This window comes from Roseateles sp. P5_E8 (genome assembly GCF_054177665.1).
This window is the reverse complement of sequence record NZ_JBGCUM010000004.1, coordinates 107,100-130,534: the sequence shown is the minus strand read 5'-3', so window position 1 is coordinate 130,534 and position 23,435 is coordinate 107,100. Positions and strand designations below refer to the sequence as shown.

Annotated in this window: 19 protein-coding genes and 1 tRNA gene; 1 reads left to right on the top strand and 19 read right to left on the bottom strand. The window is 67.0% G+C overall.

Going from position 1 to position 23,435, the window contains the following annotated elements; all coding sequences use genetic code 11:
• Positions 1 to 2 precede the first annotated feature (2 nt).
• Positions 3 to 1,976: a sialate O-acetylesterase gene (locus ACXRVZ_RS03995; RefSeq protein WP_457419753.1), complete on the bottom strand. Its 1,974-nt coding sequence runs from the start codon at positions 1,974 to 1,976 to the stop codon at positions 3 to 5.
• 507 nt (positions 1,977 to 2,483) lie between these two features.
• Here ACXRVZ_RS03995 and ACXRVZ_RS03990 point away from each other — a divergent pair.
• Positions 2,484 to 3,569 (top strand): LacI family DNA-binding transcriptional regulator, encoded by a 1,086-nt coding sequence (locus tag ACXRVZ_RS03990; protein ID WP_457419751.1) that lies wholly within the window; start codon positions 2,484 to 2,486, stop codon positions 3,567 to 3,569.
• Positions 3,570 to 3,739: 170 nt separating this feature from the next.
• Here ACXRVZ_RS03990 and ACXRVZ_RS03985 read toward each other — a convergent pair.
• The 18 genes from ACXRVZ_RS03985 to kdgR form a co-directional block, all read right to left on the bottom strand.
• Positions 3,740 to 3,816 (bottom strand) — tRNA-Pro (locus ACXRVZ_RS03985).
• A gap of 35 nt (positions 3,817 to 3,851) precedes the next feature.
• Positions 3,852 to 4,364: a MerR family transcriptional regulator gene (locus tag ACXRVZ_RS03980; RefSeq protein ID WP_457419749.1), complete on the bottom strand. Its 513-nt coding sequence runs from the start codon at positions 4,362 to 4,364 to the stop codon at positions 3,852 to 3,854.
• Positions 4,365 to 4,399: 35 nt separating this feature from the next.
• Positions 4,400 to 4,768 (bottom strand): integration host factor subunit alpha, encoded by a 369-nt coding sequence (locus tag ACXRVZ_RS03975; protein ID WP_331175097.1) that lies wholly within the window; start codon positions 4,766 to 4,768, stop codon positions 4,400 to 4,402.
• Positions 4,769 to 4,792: 24 nt separating this feature from the next.
• Positions 4,793 to 7,219 (bottom strand): phenylalanine--tRNA ligase subunit beta, encoded by a 2,427-nt coding sequence (gene pheT / locus ACXRVZ_RS03970; protein WP_457419746.1) that lies wholly within the window; start codon positions 7,217 to 7,219, stop codon positions 4,793 to 4,795.
• Positions 7,220 to 7,225: 6 nt separating this feature from the next.
• Entirely contained in the window at positions 7,226 to 8,269 is a 1,044-nt protein-coding gene (pheS, locus tag ACXRVZ_RS03965) for a phenylalanine--tRNA ligase subunit alpha (protein WP_457419744.1), read from the bottom strand.
• Positions 8,270 to 8,358: 89 nt separating this feature from the next.
• A complete protein-coding gene (gene rplT / locus ACXRVZ_RS03960) occupies positions 8,359 to 8,715 on the bottom strand; it encodes a 50S ribosomal protein L20 (RefSeq protein ID WP_025564000.1) in 357 nt (118 codons plus the stop codon).
• Positions 8,716 to 8,741: 26 nt separating this feature from the next.
• Positions 8,742 to 8,945, bottom strand: coding sequence for a 50S ribosomal protein L35 (rpmI, locus tag ACXRVZ_RS03955; RefSeq protein ID WP_056263791.1), 204 nt, complete (start codon positions 8,943 to 8,945; stop codon positions 8,742 to 8,744).
• Positions 8,946 to 9,066: 121 nt separating this feature from the next.
• Positions 9,067 to 9,612: a translation initiation factor IF-3 gene (gene infC, locus ACXRVZ_RS03950; RefSeq protein WP_394471556.1), complete on the bottom strand. Its 546-nt coding sequence runs from the start codon at positions 9,610 to 9,612 to the stop codon at positions 9,067 to 9,069.
• 69 nt (positions 9,613 to 9,681) lie between these two features.
• Complete coding sequence (gene thrS / locus ACXRVZ_RS03945) at positions 9,682 to 11,589, bottom strand: threonine--tRNA ligase (protein ID WP_457419741.1); 1,908 nt, start codon at positions 11,587 to 11,589, stop codon at positions 9,682 to 9,684.
• 192 nt (positions 11,590 to 11,781) lie between these two features.
• On the bottom strand, positions 11,782 to 12,876 hold the full coding sequence (locus ACXRVZ_RS03940) for a patatin-like phospholipase family protein (protein WP_457419739.1): 1,095 nt from the start codon (positions 12,874 to 12,876) through the stop codon (positions 11,782 to 11,784).
• Positions 12,876 to 15,113 (bottom strand): TonB-dependent receptor plug domain-containing protein, encoded by a 2,238-nt coding sequence (locus tag ACXRVZ_RS03935; RefSeq protein WP_458232192.1) that lies wholly within the window; start codon positions 15,111 to 15,113, stop codon positions 12,876 to 12,878. The genes ACXRVZ_RS03940 and ACXRVZ_RS03935 overlap by 1 nt, the downstream gene beginning before the upstream one ends.
• 151 nt (positions 15,114 to 15,264) lie before the next feature.
• On the bottom strand, positions 15,265 to 17,613 hold the full coding sequence (locus ACXRVZ_RS03930; RefSeq protein ID WP_457419735.1) for a Tex family protein: 2,349 nt from the start codon (positions 17,611 to 17,613) through the stop codon (positions 15,265 to 15,267).
• Between the two features lie 161 nt (positions 17,614 to 17,774).
• On the bottom strand, positions 17,775 to 18,776 hold the full coding sequence (locus tag ACXRVZ_RS03925; RefSeq protein ID WP_457419733.1) for a PEP-CTERM sorting domain-containing protein: 1,002 nt from the start codon (positions 18,774 to 18,776) through the stop codon (positions 17,775 to 17,777).
• 119 nt (positions 18,777 to 18,895) lie between these two features.
• Entirely contained in the window at positions 18,896 to 20,158 is a 1,263-nt protein-coding gene (locus tag ACXRVZ_RS03920) for a TIGR03862 family flavoprotein (protein WP_457419731.1), read from the bottom strand.
• Positions 20,159 to 20,178: 20 nt separating this feature from the next.
• Positions 20,179 to 21,066, bottom strand: coding sequence for an SDR family oxidoreductase (locus ACXRVZ_RS03915; RefSeq protein WP_457419729.1), 888 nt, complete (start codon positions 21,064 to 21,066; stop codon positions 20,179 to 20,181).
• Positions 21,063 to 21,518 (bottom strand): GNAT family N-acetyltransferase, encoded by a 456-nt coding sequence (locus ACXRVZ_RS03910; RefSeq protein ID WP_457419727.1) that lies wholly within the window; start codon positions 21,516 to 21,518, stop codon positions 21,063 to 21,065. Before ACXRVZ_RS03910 ends, ACXRVZ_RS03915 begins: the two co-directional genes overlap by 4 nt.
• A complete protein-coding gene (locus ACXRVZ_RS03905) occupies positions 21,515 to 22,534 on the bottom strand; it encodes an NADP-dependent oxidoreductase (protein ID WP_457419725.1) in 1,020 nt (339 codons plus the stop codon). The genes ACXRVZ_RS03910 and ACXRVZ_RS03905 overlap by 4 nt, the downstream gene beginning before the upstream one ends.
• Before the next feature lie 92 nt (positions 22,535 to 22,626).
• Positions 22,627 to 23,433, bottom strand: coding sequence for a DNA-binding transcriptional regulator KdgR (gene kdgR / locus ACXRVZ_RS03900; RefSeq protein ID WP_457419723.1), 807 nt, complete (start codon positions 23,431 to 23,433; stop codon positions 22,627 to 22,629).
• Between the last annotated feature and the right edge of the window lie 2 nt (positions 23,434 to 23,435).

Genomic DNA, 23,435 nt, shown 5'->3' with positions numbered 1-23,435 from the left:
GCCTACTGCGGGTAGCGCTTGCCCAGCGTCTCCAGCGGCCATTCGTCGCTGCGCGCCGGTGCAGCCGGCAGGCCGTCGCCGCCCAGCAGGTTGGACTCGCTGGCGTTGTCCACCCAGGCATAGCGCGCGGCCAAAGGTGCGGGCACGGCCGGGCTGCTCAGCACGATGGCATCACCGTCGATGCGCGCCGTGGCGGCAACGAACTTTCGGTCTGCGCCGGCCAGTACAAAGCCGCGCAGCGCCTCACCGGCCTTGGCGGGGCGCAGGCCGCCGGCCGTGCTCTTGAAGCGCAGCCACAGCTCATTGCCGCGCACTTCCGACCCGGACAACACCGGCCCGCTGGCCGCTGCAGCGCGCAAGCCCAGGTCGTGCAGCGCCAGGGCCGCCAGGCGCTGGCCCGGCGTGCGCTTGTTGCGCGGATGGATGTCGTTCGCGTCACCCACGTCGATGGCCACCGCCATGCCGGTGTGGGGCAGCTTCAGTGCCTGAGCCTGCGCATCACGAAGCTCGGCCCAGCCGCCATGGCCCGGGCGGTTGTCCTGCAGCGGCAGGAAGGAGGCCAGCTGCACAAAGAAGAAGGGCATGTCGGGCTGGCGGAACTGCGCGCGCCAGTCCTTGATGAGCCGCTGGAAGTCGCCGGCATAGGCCGCCGCGCGGCCGGTGTTGCTCTCGCCCTGGTACCAGAGCACGCCGCGCACGGCCAGGCCGTTCAGCGGCGCGATAAGGCCGTTGTGGGCCAGCGTGGGCGCGTCGTTGGCGGTGGGCCCGCTGGCCACGCTGACCTGCTCGACGCGGGCGCGCCAGGGGCCGGCCAATGACACTGCGCCGGCGGCCGTGTCCAGCCGCATCGCCGCCGCGTCGCCATGGAAACCGCCGCCGCCACCCGTGTCGGTAACGCGCACGGCGATCCAGTTCGCGCCTGCGCGCAGCACACCGGCCGGTACGGCATAACGCCTCGACTGGTCGTAGCCGCACTGGCCGCCGACGCGCTGGCCGTTCACCCAGACCTCGTCGCAGTCGTCCACCTTGGCCAGGTGCAGCTCGGCCGCGCCGCCCACCTGTGCGGCGTTCAGCTCCACCTTGCGGCGCAGCCAGACGACGCCGTCCAGGTCCGCCAGCCCCTGGCCTTCCCAGACGCCAGGCGCCTGCAGCGTGGGCCAGTTCGCGTCCAGCTCGCCGGCGGCGGACCAGCCCTTGGCGTCCACACCCTGCCAGGCCAGGCCCGGCTGCCAGGCCACCACGCGGGCCTCCAGGCGCGTGCGCAGTGCCTGGGCGAAGGCGGCGTTGTCGGTGGGCAAGGCCTTCACGATGGGCGCCAGGTCGGCGTCGGCCAGCGCGGCGTCGCGGCGCATCCAGGTCTCCAGGTGCGAGCCACCCCAGGCGGTGTTGACGAGGCCGATGGGCACGCCTTGCGCCGTTTGCATCTGGCGGGCGAAGTAGTAGCCCACGGCGCTGAAATCGCCGACCGTGCCGGCTTCCGCCACGATCCACGATGCGGGAGCGATGTCGGCCTCGGGCTGCAGGCTGGCGCGCAGCGGCACGCGCAGGTGGCGCAGTTGCGCGTTCTGCGGCGCGGCGGCCTCCTGCGCACCCGTGTCGGTGGTCGACAGCGGCCACTCCATGTTGGACTGGCCGCCCAGCAGCCAGACGTCACCGATCAGGATGTCGGCGCGCTCGACCTGGCCATCGCCCAGCACGCGCAGCCGGTGCGGCCCGCCCGCCTTCAACGCGGGCAGCTGCGCCGTCCAGCGGCCATCACCGCCCACCTTGGCGCTGGCTTTGCTGCCCGCCAGCTCCACGCTGAGCGTGCGCCCGGGCGTGGCCCAGCCCCACACGCGGATGGGCTGCTCGCGCTGCAGCACCATGTGGTCGCCAAACACCTGGGCCAGGCGCACTTCGGCTTGGGCATGGGTGGCGAGCAGGCCCAGCAGGGCGGGGATGAGCGACCGGGTGAGCCGCAGGGCGGGTGAGTTCATGGGTCTCCTTGTCTGTTCTGWTGGTCATGTAGCGCTACCAGGCCGGGCCGCGGCCCGCCGCCGGGGATTCTGCTGCGCCGGGGCCGCCACGCGCGACGGATTGGTGTATTGGTACGTAAAGGAAAAAATGTTTACGCAACCATTAATATGGTATTGCGGCGATTGCTACCATCCTATGCTGGGCCAAAACCTGGCCCCAAAGCCGTCCACAGGCCCAACCGAACCAATCGAGGTCGAGATTGAATCAACCCGCGCGCCGGCGGCGTCGCCACCCTTGAACGGCCGCCGCAGCGCGGCGCCCCGGCCGGGCCAATGACTTCTGGCCGCCGAGTGATTCGACTTTTGTCATCGCGTGCCTCAAGGGCGGATGCCAATCCTCAGATTGAGTGGATCGATATCCATCTTGAGATCGAATCGCTCGGGAATTTGATTGCTGGGCGTCGCAATCGCTTTCTACGATGGCACTGATATATCAGCGGCTATCTCGCCCGGCTTGAAAGGATGTCCATGAAGCGCGCAGAACAGCCCGGTACCGGGCCCAGGCCGGCCACGGTGGCGGATGTGGCCCGCCTGGCCGGCGTGTCGACCATGACGGTATCGCGCGTCGTCAACGGTGAATTGACCGTGAAGTCGGACACTCGCACCAAGGTCCAGGCCGCTGTTGCAGCGCTGAACTACACGCCCAACCCCGCGGCGCGCAAACTGGCCGGCGCGCGGCCCATTCTGGTGGGCCTGCTCTACAGCGACACCCGCGCGGGCTACCTGAACGGCTTCATGCTGGGTTTGTTGAGCAAGATCAGCCTGCGGCATGTGCAACTCAACGCGCAGTACTGCGATGTCAGTGGCGACTACATGGAAGTGGTCACCACCATGCTCGCCAAAGGCATAGACGGTCTCATCCTGCCGCCGCCGTTCTGCGAATCGAAGGCGCTACAGGACCTGATCGCGCGCAGTGGCACGCCTGTGGTGACGGTTTCCGCGGGCAATCCCTCGCCGCATTTCAACAGCGTCGGCATCGACGACTACAAGGCCGCCTACGACATGACCCGGCATCTGCTGGCTCTGGGCCACGAGAGGCTTGGCTTCATCATGGGTGATCCAGGCCAGAGCAGCAGTGAGCGCCGCCTTGCCGGTTTCCGCGCGGCCGTGAGCAAGGCTGGGCTCGACCTGGAGCACGACATCCAGATCCGGCAGGGGCGCTTCACCTACCGGTCCGGATTGGAAGCGGCAGAGCAACTGCTGTCCGGCAGCCAGCGGCCGTCGGCGATTTTCGCCAGCAATGACGATATGGCGGCCGCAACGGTTGCGGTGGCTCAGCGGCTGGGGCTTTACGTGCCCAGTGATCTCACCGTGGTGGGCTTTGACGACGCCCCACTGGCCACGACGATCTGGCCCGAACTGACGACCGTGCGCCAGCCTATAGGCGACATGGCCAGCGCGGCGGTCGACGTGCTGGTCAGGCAGATCCGCGCCTGGCGCAATGGGGTCAAGTTGCCGGTCAATCAGCAGTTGATGGACTACACGCTGATCCGTCGTCAGTCCGATGCGGCGCCCAAGCACCGGCCTGCGGTACGCCTTGGCATCGTGGCCTGACGCCGTCGCCATGGTAGAAGAACGCGCGCCCGGCGGCTCTGCCAGAACGGCGAGTTGGCCTGCGGCGCAAGCAAATCGGCGGTGCACCCCGTGAAGCAGAAAAACGCCCGCGCAAAGGAAAACGGCCTAGCTGCCGAAGCTGCTAAGCCGTTGATTCTCTTCTTGTTATTTGGTCGGGACGGCGGGATTCGAACTCGCGACCCCTTGCACCCCATGCAAGTGCGCTACCAGGCTGCGCTACGCCCCGACTGAGCCAATCAGTATAGCGGAGAAATCCGGCGCTCAGGTCAGAAGGCTGGCGCGGATCGCAAGAAGTTCGGCGCGGACCTGCTCTAGTGAAGTGAGCGGGTCGACTGCCAGCACCGGCAGCGTCATCGAGGCCTCTGCGGCCTTCAAAGGTTGAGCATGCGACGCGTGCGGGCGAGCGGCGGGCAGATGCGCCAGTTCGACCCGCATGTCGCCGTCGTCGTCACCCTCCAGCGCGTCAAGCGCCTGCGCTGCCTCCGCTTCGTCACGGAAGTTCTGCGCCGCAGCGGGCGGCAGGCCGTCGCTGAGCTGGTTGCGCGCGCCGCTGATCGTGAAGCCCTGGTCGTAGAGCAGGTCGCGGATACGGCGGATCAGCAGCACCTCGTGGTGCTGGTAGTAGCGCCGGTTGCCGCGCCGCTTCATGGGCTTGAGTTGGGTGAACTCCTGCTCCCAATAGCGCAGAACGTATGGCTTCACGCCGCAAAGATCGCTGACCTCACCGATGGTGAAGTAGCGTTTGGCGGGGATGGCGGGAAGCGCCTTTTCCATTGCAAATCAACAAGTTCGCGAGGGGAGGGGAGACTCTACTCGAAGTCTTCCCCGGCCGGCGCGTCACCTTGCACCTGCCCCTTGAGTTTGTGGCTGGCGTGAAAAGTCACGACGTTGCGCGCCTTGATCGGAATGGACTCGCCCGTGCGCGGGTTGCGGCCGGGGCGCGGCGCCTTGCGGCGGATGTTGAAGTTGCCGAAGCCGGAGAGCTTCACGTCCTGACCCTTGACGAGGCTGTCGTGCAGGATGTCGAAGAAGGCCTCGACCATGTCCTTGGACTCGCGCTTGTTCAAGCCCAGCTTGTCGAACAGCAGTTCGGCCAGCTCGGCCTTGGTCAGCGTGGGCGTCTCCAGGCTGCCGATGACGACCGCTGCGGCTTCTTTCTTGACGTCGTTCGCGTCCATGTTCTTGATTCCTCCTCCAGAGGGTCAGCCGCGCAGGCGGGCGCCGAGTTGTTGGTTCGCCGCTGCGACGATGGCCGCCACGGCTGCGTCTATGCGTTCGTCGGTCAGCGTTGCTCCGTCGTCGAGCAGTTCCAGGCGCACGGCCAGGCTGCGCTCGTCGGCTTGCAGGTCGGCACTGCCGGACGCCGGCTTGAAGACGTCGAACAGCTTGGCGGAGCGCAGCAACGAGCCACCAGCCGACGTGATCGTGGCCATCAGCGCATCGTGCGGCGTGCTGTCCTTGACGACCAGCGCCAGGTCGCGCTGCACGGCCTGCTGGCGCGGCAGCGGCTGGCCTTGCGGCAGCGTGCGCAGCAGCGTGGCGTCGAGGTTCAGCTCGAAGACGATGGGCGCACCGCCGCTGATCTCGTAGCCTTGGCGCCAGCGAGGGTGCAACTCGCCAACGACGCCGATGACGGCGCCATTCAGCTTTACGCGTGCGCTGCGGCCCGGGTGCAGGGCAGGGTGCTCGGCGGCTTCGAAGGTCAGCGTCTGCGGTGCGAACAGCGCTTCCAGGTCGCCCTTCACGTCGAAGAAGTCGACGGCGCGGTCGCGCTGGCTCCATTGCTGCTGGTCAGCCGGACCCCAGGCCAAGCCGCCCAGGCGCAGCGGCTGCTCAATGCCAGCCACGCTCAGCGGGCCGTTGGCGACAGCAGCATCACGCTTGAACACGCGGCCCAGCTCGAAGACACGCACGCGCGTCGCGCGGCGGGCCTGGTTGTGGCGCAGCACCTGCACCAGGCTGCCGATGAGGCTGGTGCGCATCACCGACAGCGGCGCGGCGATGGGGTTCAGCAACTTGATCGGGTCGGTGACGCCGGCCAGCTCGCGCTCCCAGCGTTCTTCGACGAAGCTGAAGTTGATGGTCTCGAAGTAGTCGCGTGCGCTAACCGCGCGACGCAGCGCATGCGTGGACTGACGCGACTCCGAGCCTGTGCGGCCGACGATGGGCGCCAGCGGTGCGGTGGACGGCAGCGTCGGATAGCCCAGCACGCGGATGACTTCCTCGATGAGGTCTTCCTCGATCAGGATGTCGAAGCGCCAGCTCGGCGGCGTGACGGTGATGATGCCGTCGGTGGTCGTGAAGGGCAGGCCCAGGCGCGTGAACACGCCTTCGCACTGTGTCTGCGTCAGCGGCATGCCGATGACCTTGGCGGCGCGAGCGACGCGCAGGGCCACGGGCTTGCGCACCGGCACGTTGGGCGACTGGTCGTCCATCGGGCCGACCTTGGTCTCTGGCGTGCCACAGATGTCGACGATGAGCTGCGTGATGCGCTCGATGTGCTCGACGGTCTGTGACGCGTCGACGCCGCGCTCGAAGCGATGGCCGGCGTCGGTGGAGAAGTTGTAGCGGCGGCCGCGGCCCATGACGGCCTCGGGCCACCAGAACGCAGCTTCGACGTAGACGTTGCGCGTGTCGTCGGACACGGCGGTGTGGTCGCCGCCCATGATGCCGGCGAGGGACTCGACCTCGCGCGCATCCGAGATGACGCCGACTTTTTCGTCGACGGTGATGGTGTTGCCGTTCAGCAGCTTGAGCTGCTCACCGGCCTTGCCCCAACGCACGACCAGCTCGCCGCTGATCTTGTCCAGGTCGAAGATGTGCGACGGGCGGCCGTACTCGAACATCACGTAGTTCGAGATGTCCACCAGAGCCGTCACCGAGCGCTGGCCGCAGCGCTCAAGGCGCTGGATCATCCACGCTGGCGTTTGCGCCTTTGTGTCGATGCCCTTGACGATGCGGCCCGAGAAACGGCCGCACAGGTCGCTGGCTTCGATGCGGATCGGCAGCTTGTCGTCGATGCCGGGCTTCACCGGCGGGAACTCGGCCTTGAGCAGTGGTGCGCCGGTCAGCGCGGCCACTTCACGGGCGACGCCGAAGACGCTCAAGCCATGGCCCAGGTTGGGCGTCAGCTTGAGCGTGAACAGCGTGTCGTCGAGGTTGAGGTGCTTGCGGATGTCTTCACCAACGACGGCATCGGCGGGCAGCTCCAGCAGGCCGCCGTGGTCTTCGCTGAGCTTGAGTTCGCGGGCCGAGCACAGCATGCCGAAGCTCTCGACGCCTCGCAGCTTGCCGACGCCGATCTTGAAGGGCTTGGCGGCGTCGTCCGTCGGCAGCTCTGCGCCGACGGTGGCCAGCGGCACCTTGATGCCCACGCGAGCGTTGGGCGCGCCGCAGACGATCTGCAGTGGTTCTGCGCCACCGGCGTTGACCTTGCAGACGCGCAGCTTGTCGGCATTGGGGTGCTGCTCGGCCTCGAGGATTTCGGCGACGACGATGCCATGGAAGGGCGGCGCCACGGGGCGCAGCTCTTCCACTTCCATGCCGGACATGGTCAGCAGTTCGGCCAGGGCTTGGGTGGAGAGCGGCGGATTGCAGAACTCGCGCAGCCAGGACTCGGGGAATTGCATAACTGTTTACTTGAACTGTGCGAGGAAGCGGAGGTCGCCGTCGAAGAAGGCGCGCAGGTCGTTGACGCCATAGCGCAGCATGGCCAGGCGGTCGATGCCGGAGCCGAAGGCGAAGCCGATGTAGCGCTCCGGGTCCAGGCCCATGTTGCGGATCACCTGCGGGTGCACCTGGCCCGAGCCCGACACCTCCAGCCAGCGGCCCTTCAGCGGGCCGCTCTCGAACATGATGTCGATCTCGGCGCTGGGCTCGGTGAACGGGAAGTAGCTGGGGCGAAAGCGCAGCTGCAGCTGGTCGGTCTCGAAGAAGGCGGTGATGAAGTTCAGGTAGACCGCCTTCAGGTCCTTGAAGCTGATGTTCTCGCCCACCCACAGGCCTTCAACCTGGTGGAACATGGGTGAGTGGGTGGCGTCGCTGTCGACGCGGTAGGTGCGGCCCGGCGCGATGACGCGGATCTCAGGCATCGTGTCTTGACCGGCGTAGCGCTTGGCGTGCGCCTGCGCGTAGCGGATCTGCATCGGGCTGGTGTGCGGGCGCAGGTTCAGCCAGGCACCGTTCTCGTCCTTCATGTCGACGTAGAACGTGTCCTGCATCGAGCGGGCGGGGTGGTTCTCGGGGTTGTTCAGCGCCGAGAAGCTGTACCAGTCGGTCTCGATCTCGGGGCCGTCGGCAACGTCGAAGCCCATGGAGCCGAAGATGGCCTCGATGCGCTCCATGGCGCGCGTGATCGGGTGCAGGCCGCCGGTGCCGCGGCTGCGGCCGGGCAGGGTGACGTCCAGCGCTTCGGCCTTGAGCTGCTTCTCCAGTTCGGCGGCAGCGAGCGCATCGCGGCGGGCCGTCAGGGCGGCTTCGATGCCAACCTTGAGCTGATTGATCTCGGCGCCGCGGGTCTTCTTTTCCTCGATGCTGAGCGCGCCCAGGCCCTTCATCAGTTCGGTCACGCGACCGGACTTGCCCAGGAAGCGCGCCTTGGCGTTTTCGAGTTCGGCGGGCGTTGGGGCTGCGGCGAAATCGCTGCGTGCCGCTTCGAGCAAAGCGTCGAGATCAGACATTCGGATTTTGGAAATAAAAAGGGGCCGGTCACTGGGTGACCGGCCCCTCAAAAGTTGCGTATCCCGACGCAAGTCGGGATGAATCGCAATCAGGCGAGCGCGGCCTTCACCTTGGCGAAGATGCTGGCAAAGCCAGCCGGGTCGTTGACGGCCAGATCGGCGAGGACCTTGCGGTCGATCTCGATCTGGGCCTTCTTCAGACCCGCCACGAACTTGCTGTAGGACAGACCCAGACCACGCGATGCGGCGTTGATACGGGCAATCCAGAGCTGGCGGAAGACGCGCTTCTTGGTACGACGGTCACGGTAGGCGTATTGGCCCGCCTTCATCACCGCCTGCTTGGCGATGCGGAAGACGTTCTTACGGCGACCCCGGAAGCCCTTGGCCAGAGCCAAGACCTTCTTGTGACGGGCACGAGCGGTTACACCACGTTTGACGCGAGGCATGTGTTTCTCCTTGAGTCAGTAGTGGATTACAGGCCAGCAAAGGGCAGCATCTGAGCGATGTGTCCCATGTTGGTTTCGTGCACAGCGACCGAACCGCGAAGCTGACGCTTGTTCTTGGTGGTCTTCTTGGTCAGGATGTGGCGCTTGAACGCCTGACCGCGCTTGACGGTGCCACCCGGACGAACGCGAAAACGCTTTTTCGCGCTGCTCTTGGTCTTCATTTTGGGCATGTTGATGCTCCTTCTAAGTGTGTCCCTGGGGCGATGCCGGTGAGCCCGCCATGCTTGTTGGCCTCAGGAGACTTGTAAGCCGGTGGGCGACCAAACCCGCCGGCTGAACTCTGCTTCGGTCTTAACGCTTTTTGGGCGCCAGGACCATGATCATCTGCCGACCTTCGAGCTTCGGCATGTTCTCGACGATTGCCACGTCGGCCAGTTCATCGCGAATCCGCTCCAGCAGGCGCATACCGATGTCCTGGTGGGTGATTTCGCGGCCCCGGTAGCGCAGCGTGACCTTGCCCTTGTCGCCGTCTTCGGCGATGAAGCGGCGCAGATTGCGCATCTTGATCTGGTAGTCGCCTTCGTCCGTGCCCGGGCGGAACTTGACTTCCTTGATTTCGATGACCTTCTGCTTGGACTTGGCCTCGGCAGCGCGCTTCTGCTCGATGTACTTGAACTTCCCGTAGTCCATCAGCCGGCAGACCGGCGGATTGGCCGTGGGGGAAATCTCGACCAAGTCCACATCCATGTCGCCCGCCATACGCAGGGCTTCCTGGATGCTGACGACGCCGATGGGTTCGTTCTCGGGGCCGTTCAGACGGACTTCGGGAGCCATGATTTCGCGGTTCAACCGGTGCTTGCGCTCCGGAATCGCACGACGGTCGGCAAACGTAGCGATGGTGTAGACCTTTCAGCGGGCCCCAAGGCGAAGGGCCCAAACAAAATAAATCGCGCCCGAGAGGCTGGGTCAGACCTTGTTGGTGATGTCTGCGGAGATCCGGTTAAGGAAGTCCTGCAGGGGCATCACGCCGAGATCCTGGTTGCCACGGGCGCGTACCGCAACGCTGCCATTCGCCTTTTCCTTGTCGCCTACGACAAGGATGTACGGCAGCTTTTGCATTGAATGCTGGCGGATTTTATAGGTGATCTTCTCGTTGCGCAAATCCGCCGAGGCCCTAAGCCCTTGTTTTTGCAGCGATTTCACAATTTCAGACACGTAATCGGCCTGCGCGTCGGTGATATTGGCCACGACGACCTGTGTTGGTGCGAGCCAAGTGGGCAGCGCGCCGGCGTGTTGCTCGATCAGGATGCCGATGAAACGCTCCAGGCTGCCGACAATGGCGCGGTGCAGCATGACGGGCGTCTTGTGCTGGCTGTCCTCGTCGACGAAGGCGGCGCCCAGGCGCTCCGGCATGTTGGAATCGATCTGGATCGTGCCGCACTGCCACTGGCGGCCCAGCGCATCCTTCAGCGCGTATTCAATCTTGGGCGCGTAGAAGGCGCCCTCGCCGTGGGCGATCTCGAACTCGCAGCCCGAGCGGCGCAGCGACTCCATCAGCACCTGTTCGGTCCGATCCCAGTATTCGTCCGTGCCGATGCGGGCGGCCGGGCGCGTGGCGACCTTGTAGACGATGTCGGTGAAGCCGAAGTCGGCGTAGACCTTCTTGAGGAGGGCTGTGAAATCGGCGCACTCGTCCAGGATCTGGTCGTCGGTGCAGAAGATGTGGCCGTCGTCCTGCGTGAAGCCGCGCACGCGCATGATGCCGTGCAGGCCGCCGGTGGGCTCGTTGCGGTGGCATTGGCCGAACTCGCCGAAGCGCAGCGGCAGGTCGCGGTAGCTCTTCACGCCCTGGTTGAAGATCAGGATGTGGCCGGGGCAGTTCATCGGCTTGAGCGCGTAGTCGCGCTTTTCCGACTCGGTCGTGAACATGTTGTCGCGGTACTTGTCCCAGTGGCCGGACTTCTCCCACAGGCCCTTGTCGAGGATCTGCGGGCCCTTGACCTCCAGGTAACCGTTCTCGCGGTAGACGCGGCGCATGTACTGCTCCACCTCCTGCCAGACGGCCCAGCCCTTGGGGTGCCAGAACACCGTGCCCGGCGAGTGCTCGTCGATGTGGAACAGGTCCAGCTCACGGCCCAGCTTGCGGTGGTCGCGCTTCTCGGCTTCCTCCAGGCGGATGAGGTACTTCTGCAGGTCGTCCTTGCTCGCCCAGGCCGTGCCGTAGATGCGTTGCAGCATCTCGTTGCGATGGTCGCCGCGCCAGTAGGCGCCGGCCACCTTCATCAGCTTGAAGTGCTTGAGCTTGCCCGTGCTGGGCACGTGCGGGCCGCGGCACAGGTCTTCGAAAGCGCCTTCGCTGTAGAGCGACACGTCCTGGTCGGCCGGGATGCTCTCGATGATCTCGGCCTTGTAGGCCTCGCCCATGGCCTTGAAGTGCGCCACGGCCTCGTCGCGCGGCAGCACGCGGCGCGAGACCTGCTCGTCCTTCTTCGCCAGGTCGGTCATCTTGGCTTCGATGGCGGCCAGGTCGTCGGGCGTGAAGGGGCGCTTGTAGGCAAAGTCGTAATAGAAGCCGTTCTCGATGACCGGGCCGATGGTGACCTGGGCGTCGGGGTAGAGCGACTTGACCGCATAGGCCAGCAAGTGGGCCGTTGAGTGGCGGATCAGCTCCAGGCCGTCGGCGTCCTTGTCGGTGACGATGGCGAGCTGGGCGTCCTGGCTGATGACATGGCTGAGGTCGACGAGCTTGCCGTCGACGCGGCCACCGAGCGCGGCCTTGGCAAGGCCGGCGCCGATGCTGGCGGCTACATCACCGACAGACAGCGCGGCGGGGAACTCACGGCGGGAGCCGTCGGGGAGTTGAATCGAAATCATGGGGGTGCTCCAGAGCGCGGAGAAAGGGCGAAAACAAAAAAGCGCGGCCACTTGCCGCGCTTGATTGGTGAAGTCCGAAAAGGACTGGTGTGACGAGCCGCGGCCGACTAGGTACCGGTGAAGGTGGTCGTAGTTCGCGGTGTCATAACCAGGGTGCCTTTCTCGCTCTTGTGATGGGAGGGAGCGACAATTCTAGAGGCTCAACGCGGCAACGGTGTTGCGCTGTGTCAGCGCCGCGAACTCGTCGGCGAGGCGCTGGCTCTCGGCCACGGCGATGCGCCAGCGGCGGCGGCGCTCTTCGGCGTCCAGCGTCATGAAGTCGTTGCGGTCGGGCAGCTTGGCGCCGGGCAACTGGGCGATCCACTCGGGCGAGGGGCATAGCAGTACGACGTTGTCGAGAAAGGCCGTCGAGCGATGCCGGTGCTTCAAGGCCTTGTCCAGCCAGCCGGGCACGACCTGGCGCTGGAAGTGCGGATAGAGCACCAGCGGTGCGCCGGACGACTGCAGCGCGCGGTAGTCCAGGTGCAGGTGGTAGTCGGTGATGCCGCCGTCCCAGTAGGCGCCGCGCGGCGCGCCGGGCAGGTCGTGCTGGGCGCGCAGCCAGAAGGGGATGGAGCAGCTGGCCAGCAGCGCGCCACGCAGGTTGGCGCGAGAGAGATGCACCTCGCGGGTCGTGAAGTCGTTCAGCTTCAGCGGCAGGCGGTCGCGCGGATCGGAGAAGACGACGCGCTCCAGGAAGCGGCCCAGCAGCGGGCGCGACACGGCATTCGCGGCGAATGCGCCTAGGTAACCCATTGGCGTGCGCAGCTTGCCTTCGCGCGCCAGCAGGCCCAAGCCCTTGTTCTGCCCACGCGACGTGATGACGTGCAGGCGAAAGCGCGGGTGGGCCAGCACGTCCTCCTCCCGGCCCTGGAAGATCTCGCCCAGGATCTCACCGAAGCGCTGGCTGACGCCCTCGGGGCGCGGGCGCTTGTCGCCGGGCAGCACGTCGTATTCCTGCGTCACATAGGCCTCGGCCATGGTGTCGAAGGCGGTGGCCACGTCGCGGTGGGCCAGCGCCGTGGTGGCCATGCGCCAGGCGCCGATGCTGGCGCCGACGAGGTGGACGGTCTGGCGGCTCTGCGGCAGCCAGTCGCCGAAGATGAAGCGGTCCAGCCCGTTGAGGATCAGTCCCTTGGGGCCGCCAGCCGCCGCAGGAATCAGGCCGACGTCTTCGGCCCGCAGGCCCCGCTCGGCCAGCCGCGCTTTCGCGGCCGGGCCGGCGTAGACCTGCAAGGCCGACGGCATCAGAACTTGTGTTCCCAGTTCACCGACCACCAGGGCACGGGCTTGCGCTCGTTCAGCGCGTAGTCGGGCAGGCCCGCGTAGGTGACGTAGTTGCCCTGCCTGGGTTGGAACAGCCCGTTGACGCTGAGGCGCACGCCGTCCTGCTTGCTCACCTGCATCATCGCGAACGCGTCGACCGAGCGGCTGGCCAGCGTTTCCTGGCTGACCAGGTTGGTCTGCTGCACGTCGAAGTCGGGCGCGATCTGGGCGCTGAAGCCCATGCTGATCGGCAGGCTCTTCATGCGGTAATCGGCGCCGAAATTGAACTGCCAGGGCTGCTGGCCCTCCAGGCGGTTGTTCGGGCCGACGATATCGGCGACCGTGGAGCGATAGATGTTCAGCGACGCGCGCATGCTCAGCGCCGTCGTCGGCTCGAACAGGCTGGGGAAGAGCTCACCGGCGCGGCCCTTCACTTCGAGTTCCAGACCCTGCGTCGTCGCCTTGCTGAGGTTGATGGGCTTGGCGACCCAGCGCGGCACGGTCGACCAGCTGACGCTGTTTTCCTTGACGAGCGAGTTGCGCACCAGGCCGGTGATGCGGCGCTGGAACAGGCCGACCGACACCATGCCGCCGGCGGGCAGGTAGTTTTCCCAGGCGATGTCCAGGCCTGTTGCCAGCTCGGGCTGCAGGTTGGGGTTGCCGATGCGGTCGGGCGCGGACTGCGTGTTCTCGCGTGCGCCGGAGCCGATCGCCGGGTAGTCGGTGTTGATGCTCGGGCGGGCGATCAGCTGCTGCACGTCCGCGGCCTTGTAGCTGCGCGTCAGGCTGGCGCGCACCATGTCGCGGGCCTTGGGGTCGGGCTTGAAGTTCAGGTGCAGCAGCGGCGTGGTGACCTTGCTGGTGCTGTTGAACTCGCTACCCACGCCCTGGCTGACCGTCTTGATCTGCTCGTGGCGCACGCCGAAGTAGGCCGACCACTGCTTGTTGATCTCCCACTCGTCCTGGGCATAGAAGGCCGTGCGGGTGATGGTGGCGTTGAAGGGCTGGCCTTCCAGGCCGGGCAGCAAGGGGCGGACCAGGCCGGTGCCCGGATCGATCTCCACGGTGCTGCGCGTCTCGTCGCGGGTGCGGCGTTCGATCTCGCTGCCCACCGTCACGGTGTGCGCTTCGCCGGCGTACTGGCTGTATTTGCCGCCCAGCGTGGTGTTGCGGTTGCGGTTGTCGCCGGTGGTGATGCGCTCGATGACCGGCGTGCCCGCCGCGTTGCGGCCGAAGAAGTCGAAGTTGAAATCGGCGCCGCCGCTGCCGGTGCCGGCACGCAGTTCGATGCGGCGGTCCTCACCGAAGCGGTTGTTGTATTGCAGGTTGATGCGGTTGGCGGAGAAGGTGCCGCGGTTGCGCGTGGTGTCGAGCACGCTGATGGGCCGCACGCTCTTGATGGGGTCGAAGAAGACTTCCTGCGTGGTGTTTTCGCCCTCGGTGCGGAAGCGGTTCTGTACGAAGAAGCCCTGCAGCGACAGCGTCTCGTCGTCGCCGAGCTTCCAGTTCRGGCGCGGCGACATGTTGAAGCCCGTGCCGTGGTTGCGATCTCGGCCCGAACCGCTGAGGCGCGTCAGGCCGCCGTCGCGCAGGCGCTCGCTGTCGGTCTCGTTGACGAAGTTCCAGTTGTAGACCGAGATCGGCAGCACGAAGCCGACGCCGCCGACGATGCGGTCGCCGTAGGTGAAGCCGGCGTTGATGACGGGCTTCTCGCTCGCATAGGCCAGGCCCAGGCGCAGGTCCTTCTGCACGACGCGCGGGGCGTCCTTCAGGATGATGTTGAGCGTGCCGGCGATGGCCTGGGCGCTCTGGTCAGCCGTCGGGGCCTTGGTCACTTCCAGGCGCTCGACCTGGGCGGGGTTCAGGTTGTCCAGGCTGAAGCCCGGGGGCGCGGGTTCGCCGTTGACGAGGATCTGCGTGTAGGCGCCGCCCAGGCCGCGCATGCGCAGCTGGCCGCCGGAGACGTTGATACCGGGCAGGCGCTTGAGCACATCGCTCAGCTGGGTGTCGCCGTATTTGTCCAGCTCCTCGCGGCCGTAGAGCTGCTTGGCCACGGGCTCGCGGCGGCGCAGGTCGGTGTCGTTCAGCGTGCGGCGCACTTCGACGCGTTCGAGCTGGTTGCCGGGCGAGGGCGAGGTGGCGGCGCGGTCGACGTCCTGCTGGGCCAGGACGAGGGCCGGATAAAGCAGGAGCAGCGAGGCGAGGGCGGGGGTTTTCAAGAGGTACTCCGGATGTTCAGTGCGGCGCGGACCATAGCCGCGGCGATGACGCGATGCAGTTGGCCTGCGACCAGCTGCGATTTGCGGTGCGTCAATCGACGGCCAGGGGTGCGGGCAGGATGTTGGCAGCGCTGCGTGTCAATGACGAAGGTCAGCGCTTGAGCTTGGCAAAGGCCGAGGCCATGGCGTTGCCGCCGGCCGGCTGCTGGTCATGCGAAGGGCGCGAGCCAGCGCCGGGCCGCTCGTTGCGGGCGGCGGGGCGGAAGGCGTTGTCCTGCTTGGGGCCACGCGGCGCCTGCGCGTCCAGCTTCATCGTCAGCGAGATGCGCTGTCGGGCCAGGTCGACCTCCAGCACCTTGACCTTGACGATGTCGCCGGTCTTGACGATCTCGCGCGCATCGCTGACGAACTTGTTGGCCAACTGGCTGACGTGRATGAGGCCATCCTGGTGCACGCCTAGGTCGACGAAGGCGCCGAACTGCGCCACGTTACTGACCGTGCCTTCCAGCAGCATGCCGGGCTGCAAGTCCTTGACGTCCTCGACGCCGTCGTTGAAGCGTGCGACCTTGAAGTCGGGGCGCGGGTCGCGGCCTGGTTTCTCCAGCTCGGCCAGCACGTCCTTGACGGTGATGAGACCGAACTTCTCGTCGGCCAGCAGCTCGGGCTTGAGCGTGCGCAGCACTTCGCTGCGGCCAATGATGTCGGCGGCCGGGCGCTTGAGGAGGGTGAGCGCCTTCTCGACCAGCGGGTAGGTCTCGGGGTGGACGCCGCTGAAGTCCAGCGGGTTGTCGCCGCCGTGGATGCGCAAGAAGCCGGCGGCCTGCTCGAAGGTCTTGGGGCCCAGGCCGGTCACGTCCAGCAGCTGCTGGCGGTTGCGAAAGGCGCCGTTGGCGTCGCGCCAGCGCACGATGCTGCTGGCGACCGACGCCGACAGGCCGGAGACCTTGGCCAGCAGCGCCTGTGAGGCGGTGTTCAGGTCCACGCCCACCTTGTTCACGCAGTCCTCGACGACGGCGTCCAGCGTGCGTGCCATCTCGCTCTGGTTGACATCGTGCTGGTACTGGCCGACGCCGATGCTCTTGGGGTCGATCTTGACCAGCTCGGCCAGCGGGTCCTGCAGGCGGCGGGCGATGGACACGGCGCCACGCAGGCTCACGTCCAGATCGGGCAATTCCTTGGAGGCGAACTCCGACGCCGAGTAGACCGACGCACCGGCTTCGCTGACGACGACCCGCTCGATCTTGACGTTGGCATCCAGCGCCTGCAGCTTCTTGATCAGCTCGCCGGCCAGCTTGTCGGTCTCGCGGCTCGCCGTGCCGTTGCCGATGGCAATCAGGTTGACGCCATGCGTGGCGCACAGCTTGGCCAGCGTGTGCAGGCTGCCATCCCAGTCGCGGCGGGGCTCGTGCGGGTAGACGGTGGAGGTGTCCAGCACGCGGCCGGTGTCGGAGACGACGGCCACCTTCACGCCGGTGCGGATGCCCGGGTCCAGCCCCATGACGACGCGCTTGCCGGCGGGCGCGGCCAGCAGCAGGTCGCGCAGGTTCTCAGCAAACACCTTGATGGCGGTGGCCTCGGCTGACTCCCGCAGGCGGGCGAACAGGTCGCGCTCCAGGCTCAGCGAGAGCTTGACCTTCCAGGTCCAGCCGACGGTCTTGCGGATCAGTGCGTCGCCCGGGCGGTTGGCGTGGCGCCAGCCCAGGTGGCTCGCGATGCGGCCTTCGGCCAGCGTGGGCTGGCCGGCGACCACTTCTTCGTCCAGCACCAGCTTGGCGTCCAGCAACTCCAGCGTGCGGCCTCGGAAGACGGCCAGCGCGCGGTGCGAGGGCACCGTCTTGATGGATTCGGCGTAGTCGAAGTAATCGCGGAACTTGGCGTTGTCCGGCGCGTCCGGGCTCTTGCCGTCCATCAGCTTGCTTTGGAACAGGCCTACATCCCACAGCCACTCGCGCAGCTTGCCCACTAGCAGGGCGTCCTCGGCCCAGCGCTCGGCCAGCAGGTCGCGCACGCCGTCCAGCACGGCATGGGCGTCGGCAAAACCGGCGTCGGCATTGATGAACGATGCGGCTTCAACCAGTGGCTCCAGCGACGGGTTGGCGAACAGCTTGTCCGCCAGCGGTTCCAGCCCCGCCTCACGGGCGATGAGTCCCTTGGTGCGGCGCTTGACCTTGTAGGGCAGGTAGAGGTCTTCGAGCTCCTGCTTGGTTGGCGCCGTGCGGATGGCGGCCTCCAGTTCAGGCGTCAGCTTGCCCTGCTCGGCGATGGACTTGAGCACCGCCTCGCGGCGGTCCGCCAGCTCGCGCAGATAGATGAGGCGCACATCCAGCTCGCGCAGCTGGATGTCGTCCAGGCCGTCGGTGGCCTCCTTGCGGTAGCGGGCGATGAAGGGCACGGTGGCCCCGCCGTCCAGCAGGTCGACGGCGGCCTGCACCTGGGCGGGCCGAACCTTCAGCTCGGCGGCAATCTGGTGGACGATCGATTGGGTGATCAATTGGCTCAAAACGGGCTCGGGCTGCGGGCGAAAAAGCCCATGATTTTCCCACACGGGTTTTCCAGGCCCTGCCAGGCGTGCTGCACGATCTCCGTGGGCGCTCGCGCGGCTGGCCCAGAGCTGCGGGCCAGCTGGACAGTCGCCCGCGGCCCGCAGCCCGCCGCCCTTGATCAGAGGCGCAGGCGGCGGCGCGCGGCGACGCCCAGCAGGCCCGCGACGCCTAGCGCCAGCATGGGCGCCGTGGCGGGCTCGGGCACGGCCGAGATGGCGCCGAAGGGTTGGGCCGCGGCGCCGTCGACGGACACGCTGGTGACTTCCAGCGTGTGCGAGAAGTCGGCGAGGCCGCCGTTCTGGGCACCATTGAACAGCAGCACGCTGAAGAAGTAGAAGTAGCGACCGCAGGCCGGCGAGATCGGCTTCTCGCAGTTCTGTTGCGTCCCTTGCGCGGTCACGTGCAGCGTCGTGTCGACGTCGACCCAGGTGTTGACCGGAGTGGTCTGGGCACCGAAAACGTCCAGATGGGTCTGGGTGCTGGACTTCAGTCTGCTCAGTTGCTGGATCAAGGTCTCGCTTCCTGAGTCGAGATCGAGCCCGGCTGCCAGAAACGCGGCGCTCGACTTTTCGCCGGTGTAGTTGGCATGCGAGCCGTAAGCCAGCGCGGCAACCGCTGCACCCGAGATGTCGGGCGCCATGGCGTCGCCGAGCCGGTGCAACTGGCCGTCAAGCTTGAGGTCGAACTTGAAGCTGGCATCCTGGTCCAGCAGCGCGAAGTAGGTCACGGTCGAGTAGCTGACGGCGGCCGTCCCCGCGCCCAGCGGGTTGAGCGGGTCGCGTGCCGACGCCGATGCGCCGATGCTGGTGGGCGACACCCGGGCCATCGCCGAGGCGAGCTTGCTGCCGGCGGCGTGCGAATCCTCTACGCGCAGGCTCAGATCGGCGCCCGTCGGCACGACCTTGGAGTCGCTCTGCTCGGTGAGCTGGCCGTCAATGATCGTGCCGGCCGTGACCCGGTTCGCGAACACGTACCACTGGTTGAGTTCGAGCCCATAGAGGTTGGAGATGTTCGGCGCGCCCAGTTGCAGCGGCGAAGGCGTGGCATCTGCCGCGGCGGGCGAGTGAACGAAGGCGGCAATCAGGCTCAGGGCCAGGGCGGTGAAGCGAAGGGCAGGCATGCGAACAGCGCAGAAGTGGCGACGCCGCAGTCTAGGAACACCGGCCAGCCAGGCGCGGTGAAATCGGCACTGTGGGCTAGGGGATGGACGGCGCCCGCGTTCTCCGCCTTTGACGGCGCTCAGCCCTGATCGGACAGCCAGTGCGCCAGCCCCTGCGCCGCCGCGCGGCCGCTGGCGATGCTGGCCGTGAGCAGGTAGCCGCCGGTCGGCGCCTCCCAGTCCAGCATCTCGCCGGCGCAGAAGATGCCGGGCAGGGCGCTGAGCATCAGCCCTTCGGTCAGCGCCTCGAAGCGCACGCCACCCGCCGTGCTGATGGCCTCGGCCACGGGGCGGGGCGCGTGCAGCGTCAGCGGCAGGTGCTTGAGCGCTGCAGCCAGCGTGGGCGCGTCCAGCATCTGCTCGCGCGTCAGCAGCTCGTGCAGCAGGCCGAGCTTGAGTGGGTTCAGGTGCAGGCGGCTCTTCAGGTGCGACGACAGTGAGCGGCTGCCGCGCGCGTGCTTCACTTCGGCGAGCACGCGCTCGGCTGCGAGTTGGGGCAGCAGGTCGAGGTGCAGCGTGGCTGAGCCCGTGCGACCGATCTGCTCGCGCAGCGCAGCGCTGGCGGCGTAGACGAGGGAGCCTTCGATGCCGGTCGCCGTGATGACGAACTCGCCGGCGCGGTAGGCAAAGCCTTCGGTTTCCAGGGCGACGGGCTTGATCGGCTGGCCGGCGAACTCGGCGGCGAAGCGCTCGCTCCAGCCGGGGCCGCTCGCATGGGCGGCGGTGGTGCCGATGTCGAAGCCGCAGTTGGCCGGCAGCAGCGGCGCGACGTCCACACCACGCGCTGCGAGCCACGGTGCCCAGGCACCGTCGGACCCCAGTTGCGGCCAGGAGGCGCCGCCCAGCGCCAGCAGTGTCGCGCTGGGCGTGACGAATCGTTCGTTTTCGGGGGTGTCGAAGCGCAGCGCTCCGTCATCCGCCCAACCGGTCCAGCGATGTCGCATGGCGAACTTCACGCCGGCCGCGCGCAGGCGGTGCAGCCAGGCGCGCAGCAGCGGCGCGGCTTTGAGGTCTTTGGGGAAGACGCGGCCCGAGGTGCCGACAAAGGTTTCTATGCCCAGTCCTGCGGCCCAGTCGCGCAGCGCTTCGCCGTCGAAGCTGCGCAGCAGAGGGGCTATCTGCGCGGCCCGCTCGCCAAAGCGGCCCAGGAAGGGCTCGAAGGGCTCGGAGTGGGTCAGGTTGAGCCCGCCCTTGCCGGCCAGCAGGAACTTGCGGCCGACGCTGGGCTTGGCGTCGTAGACGGTGACGGCGTGGCCGGCGGCGGCCAGCACCTCGGCGGCCATCAGGCCGGCGGGGCCGCCGCCGATGATGGCGACGGAGTCATTCGGAATCGGGGAACTCATGCCCCGATTGTCTCCGCCCCCTAGTCGGCCCTGAGCTTGGCTCGCAGCCCCACGCCGATCTCGGGCCGGTCGACGAAGGCATCAGTGGGGTTGCGCTGCAGCATCACGTCTTCCAGCCGCGTCTGCACGCCGGCCAGGGCCTGCGGGTGGCTGAAGATGTAGAACTTGTTGTGGTCGATGGCGTCGAACACCAGGGCCGCCACGTCGGCCGCCGTCAGCTTGCCGGAGGACACCGCCTTGTCGGTCTGGGCCTGGGAGATGAGCTGGCTCTTGGTCGGCTTGGCGCTGGCGAATTCGCTCGGCCGGTTGCGGTGGCTCTGGCTGATGCCGGTGGGCACGAAGAAGGGGCAGAGCACCGAGGCGTGGACCTGGTCCGTCACCAGCGACAGGTCCTGGTACAGCGTCTCGCTCAGCGACACCACGGCGTGCTTGGACACGTTGTAGACGCCCATGTTGGGCGGGTTCAGCATGCCGGCCATGGAGGCGGTGTTGACGATGTGGCCCGAGTAGGCCGGGTCGGCCTTGGCTGCGGCCAGCATCATGGGCGTGAACAGGCGCACGCCGTGCACGACGCCCATCAGGTTGACGCCCAGCACCCATTCCCAGTCGGCGAGCGTGTTCTCCCAGATCAGGCCGCCCGAGCCGACGCCGGCGTTGTTAAAGACGAAGTGGGGCGCGCCGAAGCGTTCCTGTACGGCATCCGCCAGCGCCTGCATGGGCTCGGCCTTGGCAACGTCGACGACGCGGGACAGCACCTCGACGTTGCCGAACTCGGCGGCCGCCTTTTCAAGCGCATCGGCCTGCACGTCGACGAGGACGAGGTTCATGCCGCGTGCGGCGGCGAGGCGGGCGGTTTCCAGGCCGAAGCCGGAGCCGGCGCCGGTGATGACGGCGGTCTGTTTGGTCATGCGGATTTTTCCTTGCGCATCTCTTGGTGAGGGATGCCGTCTTCCATGTATTGATCGCCGATAGGCGAGAAACCGAAGCTGCCGTAGAAGCGTTCCAGATGCGCCTGCGCGTGCAACGTGGTGGCATGCCCGGGCCACAGGCGCTCGCACTGCGCGACGGCCTCGGCCATCAGCAGGCGGCCCGTGCCGCCGCCACGCGCGGCGGGCGGGGTGACGACGCGGCCAATGAGGGCGTCCGGCGCCTTCAGGCCGGGCGGGATCAGCCGCGCATAGGCCTTCAGTGCACCGTCATCTGCGCTGCCGAGCAGGTGCAGCGTTAGCGGGTCCAGGCCGTCGATGTCAAGGAACACGCAGTTCTGCTCGACAACGAAGACCTGGGAGCGCAGCGCCAGTACGTCGTAGAGCTGCCGGACGCTCAGTTCGTCAAAGCGCAGGCAGGTCCAGCGGATCAAACGAGCTTCACCAATTGTTTGCCGAAGTTCCTGCCCTTGAGCAGGCCGATGAAGGCCTCGGGCGCTGCGGCGATGCCGTCGGCAACGGACTCGCGGTACTTGAGCTTGCCCGTGGCGACGAGGCCGCCCACTTCCTTCAGCGCCTCGGGCCAGACTTCCATGTGCTCGGAGACGATGAAGCCCTCGATCTTCATGCGGTTGACGAGGATGAGCTGGGGCGCCGCCATCGGGATGGGTTGGCCGTCGTAGCCGGAGATCATGCCGCACATGGCGATGCGGCTGAAGGCGTTGGCGCGCAGCAGCACGGCGTCCAGGATCATGCCGCCGACGTTCTCGAAGTAGCCGTCGATGCCGCTCGGGCACTCGGCCTTCAGCGCAGCGGAAAGGGACCGCACGTCGGCATGCTGCTTGTAATCGATGCAGGCGTCGAAGCCCAGTTCCTCGACAACATAACGGCACTTGTCCGCGCCGCCGGCCAGGCCCACCGCGCGGCAGCCGCGCGCCTTGGCGAGCTGGCCCACCACCGAGCCGACCGCACCGCTGGCGGCGCTGACGACGACCGTCTCGCCGGCCTTGGGATTGATGATCTTCACCAGGCCGTACCAGGCCGTCACGCCGGGCATGCCGACGGGGCCGAGATAGGCGGACAGGGGGATGTGGGTGGTGTCGACCTTCTGCAGCACGCCGCGCTGGTTGGCGTCGACGGTCTGGAACTCCTGCCAGCCGCCCATGCCGACGACTTTGTCGCCGACGGTGAAATGCGCGTTCTTCGACTCGACGACTTCACCGACCGTGCCGCCGATCATGACCTCGTCCAGCGGCTGCGACGCCGCGTAGCTCTTGCTCTCGTTCATGCGGCCGCGCATGTACGGGTCCAGGCTGAGGAAGTGGTTGCGCACGCGAACCTGGCCGTCGGCCAGGGGGCTCAGTTCTGCCTCGACGAGGCGGAAGTTGTCGGGCGTGACCTCGCCCTTGGGGCGGGCGGCGAGGACGATCTGGCGATTGGTCTGGGTCATGGCGGCTGCCTGTTTACACAACAGCCGGCATTGAAGCACCGCGAGCCGGGACGCGCGCGTCCCTGGGGCGACAGCGTTCTAGGGGCGCGGCTTCAGGCCACGTCTTTGATGGGGTAATTGGTGCAGCCCAGCTTCGCGGAGATGTCGCGACTGGCGGCCTGCAGCATCTTGACGTACTCCGGCGCCTTGGCGACGTCGAAGCGGAAGGTCGGGAAGGACACGCTCATGCCGGCGATGGGCTGGCCCAGGCGGTCGAAGATGGGCACGCCCAGGCAGCGGATGTGGTCGTCGAATTCCTCGCGGTCCTCGCCGAAGCCCTGCGCCTTGACCGTCGCCAGCTCGGCCAGGAAGGCCGGGCGCTCGGTGATGGTCTTGTCGCGAAAGCGCTTGAACTCGGCGCCGTCCAGGATGCGATCGCGGCGCTCGGGGTGTTCCCAGGCCAGCAGCACCTTGCCGATGGCCGTGCAGTGCAGCGGCGCACGGCGACCGACGCGCGAGTACATGCCCAGCATGTGGCGCGAGTCCACCTTGTGGATGTAGATGATCTCGCTGTCGATGAGGCTGCCCAGGTGGACCGTCTCGCCGGTGGCGTCGGCCAGCATCTGCATGGGGTGCTTGGCCAGGTCCACCAGGTCGGGCGAGGGCAGGGCCTTGGCACCGATCTCGAACATGCGCATGGCCAGGCCGTAGCGTTCGCTATCGGCCTCCTGGCGTACATAGCCCAGGCTTTTCATCGTCTGCAGGAAGCGGTAGACCGTTGCTTTGGGCATGGCCAGGCGCACGGACAGGTCCGTGATACCGATATCACTGCGTTCGCCCAGCGCATTCAGGATGGCGAACACCTTGAGTACCGCCGCAACCGATTCGGGTTGCTTTGAATCGCCAATGTCTTCGTCCATCG